At 69.1% G+C, this 5,697-nt stretch carries 4 protein-coding genes and 2 pseudogenes; 5 read left to right on the top strand and 1 reads right to left on the bottom strand.

The genetic code is table 11. The features are described from left to right. Window positions 1-342, bottom strand: a pseudogene (locus ACQKIP_RS38085) (rhamnosidase); the annotation flags it as partial. A gap of 293 nt (window positions 343-635) precedes the next feature. Here ACQKIP_RS38085 and ACQKIP_RS38080 point away from each other — a divergent pair. The 5 genes and pseudogenes from ACQKIP_RS38080 to ACQKIP_RS38060 form a co-directional block, all read left to right on the top strand. Next, window positions 636-2,132, top strand: a complete 1,497-nt coding sequence (locus tag ACQKIP_RS38080) for a sugar ABC transporter ATP-binding protein (protein ID WP_365865259.1) — start codon at window positions 636-638, stop codon at window positions 2,130-2,132. After that, window positions 2,129-3,169, top strand: coding sequence for an ABC transporter permease (locus tag ACQKIP_RS38075; protein WP_365865258.1), 1,041 nt, complete (start codon window positions 2,129-2,131; stop codon window positions 3,167-3,169). Before ACQKIP_RS38080 ends, ACQKIP_RS38075 begins: the two co-directional genes overlap by 4 nt. Continuing rightward, window positions 3,162-4,160: an ABC transporter permease gene (locus ACQKIP_RS38070; RefSeq protein WP_365865256.1), complete on the top strand. Its 999-nt coding sequence runs from the start codon at window positions 3,162-3,164 to the stop codon at window positions 4,158-4,160. Before ACQKIP_RS38075 ends, ACQKIP_RS38070 begins: the two co-directional genes overlap by 8 nt. Before the next feature lie 38 nt (window positions 4,161-4,198). Next, the gene (gene rhaS, locus ACQKIP_RS38065) at window positions 4,199-5,314 is read left to right on the top strand and encodes a rhamnose ABC transporter substrate-binding protein (RefSeq protein ID WP_365865255.1); all 1,116 of its coding nucleotides are present in this window, start codon (window positions 4,199-4,201) and stop codon (window positions 5,312-5,314) included. 55 nt (window positions 5,315-5,369) lie between these two features. Then, a pseudogene (locus ACQKIP_RS38060) lies at window positions 5,370-5,636 on the top strand (LacI family DNA-binding transcriptional regulator); the annotation flags it as partial. Between the last annotated feature and the right edge of the window lie 61 nt (window positions 5,637-5,697).

The raw sequence follows: 5,697 nt of genomic DNA, 5'->3' as shown, positions 1-5,697 counted from the left end.
GTCGGGGCCCGCGTAGGGGACCAGGACGGAGTCGCCGGAGGCGACCTTGCCGCTGTCCCAGACGTCGGGCTTGGCCAGGCGCCCCGGGGAGGTGGCCACGCGGACCTGGTAGGCGGTCTGCTTCTGCCCCTGCCCGGCGGACGCCAGCGGCCAGCTGAGCCTGGGGCGCGGCACGTCGAGACCGAGGGGGTGTCTCACGTACTCGACGGTCGGCTTGGTCACGCGCAGGGAGCGCGCCCCGGCGGACGGGGCGGCATGGGCCGCCGGAACGGCCCCGCCGGCCACCGCCGTTCCCAGGGCGGCCGTGGCGGTGGTGCTGAGCAGTCGTCTTCTGCTGATCACAACTCGACTCCGTAACGACTCGACGATGAATCGTTTCACGAGAGGCGAAACTAGGTAGATCGCCGGTTGCTGTCAAGAGGCCGCAACCGCCTGGCCCTTGGTAAATCGAATGGCGACAGGATTTTCAAGTCACGCCCATTGACGCCGCAGTTGGTGCGGGTTTAGCTTCCCTGGAAATTGATTGAAACCTTTCACGCCGGGTGTCCACTGAGTGACTCAGTGACTCCCGATGACACCTCCCTTGCTTTCGCAGCCAGAAGCCGCATGCCCTTCGTGACCGATCGGTGCTACCTATGAGAGAGCCCCCCGTCCTTGCCGTGCAGGGCCTGAGCAAGTCCTTCGGGGCCGTGCGCGCCCTGCACGACGTCTCCCTGGAGCTGTATGCCGGTGAGGCGCACGCCCTCGCGGGCGAGAACGGCGCAGGGAAATCCACCCTCATCAAGACCCTCGCCGGGGTCCACCGGCCGGACGCGGGGGAGCTGTCGCTCGACGGGTCCCCGGTCGTCTTCCACGGCCCCGGGGACGCCAGGGACGCGGGCGTCGCCGTCATCTACCAGGAGCCGACGCTCTTCCCCGACCTCTCCGTCGCGGAGAACATCTTCATGGGGCGCCAGCCCCGGCGCTCGCTCGGCCGCGTCGACCACAAGGCCGTGCACGCCGCCGCCGAGGCGCTCTTCAAGCGCCTGGCCGTGGACCTCGACCCCGAACAGCCCGCACGCGGCCTCTCCATCGCCGACCAGCAGATCGTAGAGATCGCCAAGGCGCTCTCCTTCGACGCGCGGGTCCTGATCATGGACGAGCCGACCGCGGCCCTCACCGGCAGCGAAGTGGCCCGCCTCTTCGGCGTGGTGCGCACCCTGCGCGAACAGGGCGCCGCGGTGCTCTTCATCTCGCACCGCCTCGAAGAGATCTTCGAGCTGTGCCAGCGCGTCACCACGCTGCGGGACGGCGGCCTGATCGCCAGCGAGCCGCTCGACGGACTGACCGAGGACGACCTCGTACGCCGCATGGTGGGCCGCGACCTCGACGAGCTCTACCCGAAGCAGGACACCCGGGTCGGCGACGTCGCGCTCAGCGTCCGCAGGCTGACCCGCGAGGGCGTCTTCACCGACGTCTCCTTCGACGTGCGGCGCGGCGAGATCGTCGGCCTCGCGGGGCTCGTCGGCGCCGGGCGCAGCGAGGTCGCGCGGGCCGTGTTCGGCGTCGACCGGTGGGATGCCGGCACGGTCGAGGTGCAGGGCAAGGCACTGGTCAACGGCGCCCCCAGCACCGCCATGGCGGCCGGGCTCGCGCTCGTCCCCGAGGACCGGCGGGCGCAGGGCCTGGTGATGGACATGTCCATCGAGCGCAACATCGGGCTCACCGGACTGCGGACGACGGTGCGCGCGGGCCTCATGGACCGCGGCGCCGAACGCAGCCGCTCGCTCGACTGGGCGGTGCGGCTCCAGGTCAAGTACGCGCGGATCGCCGACGCCGTCGGCACCCTGTCCGGCGGCAACCAGCAAAAGGTCGTCCTCGCCAAGTGGCTGGCCACCGAGCCGCAAGTCCTGATCGTGGACGAGCCCACCCGCGGCATCGACGTCGGCACCAAGGCCGAAGTGCACCGGCTGCTCTCCGAACTCGCCGGCCAGGGGGTCGCGGTCCTGATGATCTCCTCCGACCTGCCCGAGATCCTCGGCATGGCCGACCGGGTCCTCGTCATGCACGAAGGACGGCTCACCGCCGAGATCCCGCGCGCGCGGGCGACCGAGGAGTCCGTGATGGCCGCCGCCACCGGGAGGACGGCATGAGCGTGACCACGCAGAGCCCGGCACCCGCCGTCGACCCGGAGAAGGCCGCGGGCACGCGCCTGGTCGACCGCGTCTTCAAGATGCGCGAACTGGCCATCCTCCTGGTCTTCCTGGTGATGATCGGCATCACCCAGGCCGGCAACAGCGAGTTCCTCTCCGAGCAGGGCATCAAGGACCTGCTCCTGAACGCGACCATCCTCGTGCTCGTCGCGACGGGGCAGGCCCTGGTCGTGATCACCCGCAACGTCGACCTGTCGGTCGGCTCGACGCTCGGGATCAGCGCCTTCGCCGCGGGCAACTACCTCCAGGGCGGCGGCAACTCAACGGTCGCGATCCTCCTGGCGGTCGCGCTCGGCGTCGGCTGCGGGCTGCTCAACGGGGCGCTGGTGAGCCTGGGCCAGGTGCCCGCGCTCGTCGTCACGCTCGGCACCCTCTACATCATCCGGGGCATCGACTCGATCTGGGTCGGCTCCCGGCAGATCACCGCGTCCGACCTGCCGGACGGTTTCGTCGACTTCGGCTCCGGCGGCATCTCGGCCGTGCCGTACCTGGCGCTGATCGCGCTCGCCGTCCTGGTCGCGGTCGCGTACTACCTGCGGCACTTCGGCGGCGGACGCGAGCTCTACGCGCTGGGCTCCAACCCCGAGGCCGCGCGCCTGGCGGGCATCCCGGTGCGCAAGCGCATCCTCGCCGCCTACACCGCCTGCGGAGCGCTCGCCGGACTCGCCGGGGCGCTCTACCTGGCCCGCTTCGGCAACGTCGACTCCGCCACCGGCAACGGCTACGAACTCACCGTCGTCAGCGCCGTCGTGGTCGGCGGCGTCGTGTTCACCGGCGGCTCCGGCAGCGTCTACGGGGCGGCCCTCGGTGCCCTGCTCCTCACGTCCATCAACAGCGTGCTGCCCGCCCTCGGCGTCAGCTCGGTGTGGGTGCTCGCCATCAACGGCGTGCTGCTCGTCCTGGCCATCGCCGTCGACCGGATCGTCGCCCTGCGCGTCGCCGAGGCCCTGAAGAAGAGGAACGCCCGCCATGGCTGACTCCAACCGGCTCGACGTCATGCGTGCCGTCCGCTGGGACACCGTCGTCGGCGCACTCCTGGTGGTGCTCCTCCTGATGTCGTTCTCCTTTGTGGACGGTTTCGGCAACGCCCTCAACCTGTCGTTCCTCATCGGCAACACGCTGCCCATCGCCCTGATCGCCCTCCCGATGACGCTCCTGGTCGTCTCCGGAGAGATCGATCTGTCGGTCGCCTCCACGGCGGGGCTCTCCGGAGCGGTGATGGGCGCCCTGTGGAACGCCGGCATGGCCATCGAGACGATCATTCCGCTCGTGCTCCTGCTCGGAGTGCTCTGCGGCCTCGTCAACGGTCTCCTGGTGACCCGCCTCGGGCTGCCCTCGCTCGCCGTGACCATCGGCACCATGGCCGCCTACCGGGGCATCGCGCAGATCGTTCTCGGCTCGGACGCCGTGACCGACTTTCCCGCGCAGTACCTGGACTTCGCGGCAGGACGCATCGGTGACACCTTCCTGCCGTACGCGTTCCTGCCCTTCCTCGCGCTGCTCGCGATCGCCGTCCTGGTCCTGCACGCCACCCCCTTCGGGCGCTCGCTCTTCGCGATCGGTGCCAACGAGGAGGCCGCGCGGTTCGCCGGTGTGCGCGTCAAGCGGCACAAGCTGTGGCTGTTCGTCGCCACCGGGCTCATGGCCTCGCTCACCGGCGTCTTCTGGGCCCTGCACTACGCCAGCGCCCGCTACGACAACGCCACCGGGCTCGAACTGTCCGTCGTCGCCGCCGTCCTGCTCGGCGGCATCGACTTCGACGGCGGCAAGGGGACGCTCGGCGGCGCGATCGCCGGAGTCTTCCTGCTCGGCGGCCTGCAGAACGCGATGAGTCTGCTCAACGTCTCCGCGCAGTCGCAGATCGTCGTCACCGGCGTGCTGCTCGTGGTCTCCGTGCTCGGGCCGCGCGTGGCCCGGCAGATCGCCGTCGCCCGGGCGGGCCGCCGCGCCGCGGCTCCGGTCCGCTGACCCCTCGTACCCCCGAACACGTCCGAAAGGGACCAACGATGCTCTCTGTCCGCCGATCCGTCCGCCGACCCGTCCGGCGCTCCGCCCTCACCCGCGCCTGTGTGACCCTGGCCGCCGTCACCTCGCTGGCCCTCACGGCCACCGCCTGCGGAGGCACCACCAAGGAGTCCTCGAAGAACGACGACGCGGGCAAGGCCTCGAACGCCAAGGCCGACCCGGACGCGGTCACCAAGAAGGGCCTGACCGTCGCCTTCCTGCCCAAGCAGGTCAACAACCCCTACTTCACCGTCGCCGACAAGGGCGGCGAGCAGGCGCTCAAGAAGCTCGGGTCGTCCTACAAGGAGACGGGCCCCAACAGCGCCACCGACACCAGCGGACAGGTCTCCTACGTCAACACGCTCACCCAGCAGCAGGTCGACGCCATGGCCGTCTCCGCGCAGGACCCCGGCGCCCTGTGCACCGCCCTCAAGCAGGCCATGAAGAACGACATCAAGGTCGTCACCTACGACTCGGACACCAACCCCGGCTGCCGTGACGTCTTCGTCTCGCAGTCCAGCGCCGAGGCGCTCGGCCGCACCCAGGTGGAGCTCCTTGGCGAGCAGCTCGACTACAAGGGCGACATCGCGATCCTCTCCGCCGCGCAGACCGCGACGAACCAGAACACCTGGATCGGCTACATGAAGAAGGAGCTGAAGAAGCCCAAGTACAAGAACATGAAGCTGGTCAAGACCGCCTACGGCAACGACGACGCCCAGCAGTCCTTCCAGCAGACCCAGGGACTGCTCCAGGAGCACCCGAAGCTGGCCGGGATCATCTCCCCGACCACCGTCGGCATCAAGGCGGCCGCCCAGTACCTCTCGGGATCGAAGTACAAGGGAAAGGTCAAGCTCACCGGCCTCGGCACGCCCAACGACATGCGCCAGTACGTGAAGAACGGCACTGTCGAGGGCTTCGAACTGTGGGACCCCGCCAAGCTCGGCGCGCTCGCCGCGCACACCGCCGTCGCCCTGAAGTCCGGCCAGATCACCGGCAAGAAGGGCGAGACGTTCAAGGCGGGCGAGCTCGGCCGTTTCACCATCGGTGACAAGGGAGTCGTCGATCTCGGCGAACCGACCGTTTTCGACAAGGACAACATCGACCAGTACAAATTCTGAGGGGATCGCAGAGCGGTGCACCAGACACCGCACGGGCAACGGAACAAGGGGACGCATGGTCGGCATCAAAGACGTGGCCAAGCACGCCGGTGTGTCGGTGGGCACGGTGTCGAATGTGATCAACCGCCCGGACGTGGTCTCCGAGGAGACCCGCCACCGGGTGCAGTCCGTCATCGACCGGCTCGGTTACGTGCGCAGCGAGTCCGCACGGCAGCTGCGCGCGGGGCAGAGCCGCATCATGGCGCTCCTCGTGCTCGACATGGGCAACCCCTTCTTCGTGGACGTCGCGCCCGCGTGCCAGCGGGCCCCGCGCGACCCCGGGCGCAGCCTCAATACTAAGTCATAAAAACAAATGTAGATGACGACGATTACTATGGTGTTGA

This window comes from Streptomyces sp. NPDC059900 (genome assembly GCF_050270335.1).
Classification (GTDB): domain Bacteria; phylum Actinomycetota; class Actinomycetes; order Streptomycetales; family Streptomycetaceae; genus Streptomyces.
Note: the sequence above shows the minus strand (reverse complement) of the source record. Positions and strands in the feature narration are given on the sequence as shown.